The organism is Pseudomonas sp. W2Jun17 (genome assembly GCF_023127795.1).
Classification (GTDB): domain Bacteria; phylum Pseudomonadota; class Gammaproteobacteria; order Pseudomonadales; family Pseudomonadaceae; genus Aquipseudomonas; species Aquipseudomonas synxantha_A.
Genome location: NZ_SPKO01000022.1, coordinates 1 through 1,611, shown reverse-complemented (window position 1 = coordinate 1,611; position 1,611 = coordinate 1). Strand labels below are relative to the sequence as shown.

The following is a 1,611-nucleotide window of genomic DNA, read 5'->3' as shown; positions in this document are numbered from 1 at the left end:
CGATTCTGTTGAAAAAGTAGCTCCCCTGACTGGCCTCCGGCAAAATCTCTTCATTGGCCGGAGGGGGATCACACAGCATGATGGGACAGTTATCGAGTGGGCAGGAGCGACTGTTTTACTCGTTCAATCTTGAAGATCACATCCCAGCCAATCACCTTCTGCGCAGCATTGATCAGTGTCTTGATCTGAGCGACCTGCGCCATTTCCTCGCCGATTTCTATAGCCCGATTGGGCGTCCGTCGATTGATCCCGAACTGATGATTCGGATGCTGATCGTCGGCTATTGCTATGGCATCCGCTCCGAACGGCGGTTGTGCGAAGAGGCCCATTTGAACCTAGCTTATCGCTGGTTCTGCCGGTTGAGCCTTGAAGATGAAGTCCCCAACCACTCAACCTTTTCCAAGAACCGACACGGCCGCTTTCGGGACAGCGATCTATTTCGCTGGTTGTTTAATGAAGTGCTGCGTCGCTGCATGGACGCCGGCCTGGTCAAGGGCGAAGGCTTTGCCGTGGACGCCAGCATCATCAAAGCGGATGCCAGCCGGCAGCGCGGTGTACCGGGTGATGAACCGGTCAACTGGAGCGATCCGGCCCTGAGCACCCGCACCGTGCGTGAGTACCTTGAAGCCCTCGATGAAGAGGCTTTGGCCGAAACGCTACCGAAGCGCCTGTCGCTGACGGATCCTCAAGCCCGCTGGACCGCTGCTTTAGGCGGCCCAGCTTTCTACGCTTACTCCACGAATTATCTGATCGATACCGAGCACGGCGTGATCATGGATGTGGAACCCACACCGGCTCATCGAACTGCAGAAGTCGAGAGCACCAAGACGATGATCGATCGGGTCGAAGCGCAGTTCAACATCAAGCCAGAGCGCCTCATCGGCGACACCGCTTACGGCACAGCGCCGATGTTGGCTTGGATGGTGGAGGAAAAGGACATCGAGCCACATGTGCCGGTATGGGACAAAACCGAGCGCAAGAACGACAGCTTTTCGAGTAACGATTTCCACTGGAGTGAAGAGGCCGAGGAATACCGCTGCCCGGCCGGCAACCCATTACGCAGCGAATGGCGAGCCTTCAAAAACGAGCGTTCGCACGTCACAAAAGCCAACACCATCATCTTCCGATCCCGGCAGACCGACTGCGCTACGTGTCCGATGAAAGCCAAGTGCTGCCCGAACACTGCGTTCCGCAAGATCGCTCGCAGCGTCCATGAAGCCGCTCGCGATGTGGCTCGGTGCATTGCAGCAACGCCGGCATATCAGCGCTCTCGCCACGAACGTAAAAAGGTCGAAATGTTGTTTGCCCACCTCAAGCGCATCCTGAAATTGGATCGCTTGCGACTACGTGGCATGAGTGGCGCGACGGATGAATTCACGCTGGCCGCTGCGGTGCAGAACCTGCGAAGGCTGGCCAAATTTTCATCTCAAGGGCCACCAGTCACGGGATAGGTGCGCCTGCACCAAGCAAAAAACCTCAAATTAACCCAATAACAGAGCAGCGAAGGTCACCGAAGGGCCGAAAAACCACTCAATGTGGTGAGTAGGTTCTCCAGTGGTGGTCGCGCTTGAGTTCAGGCAATCTGAAAATCCGACTTTTTCAACAGAATCG

General features: G+C 56.1%; 1 protein-coding gene. It reads left to right on the top strand.

What is annotated here, in order from left to right:
• Positions 1 to 77: 77 nt before the first annotated feature.
• Positions 78 to 1,451 carry an IS5/IS1182 family transposase gene (locus tag E4O98_RS11930; RefSeq protein WP_069553846.1) on the top strand — a complete coding sequence of 458 codons (1,374 nt, stop codon included), beginning with the start codon at positions 78 to 80 and terminating at the stop codon, positions 1,449 to 1,451.
• Positions 1,452 to 1,611 lie beyond the last annotated feature (160 nt).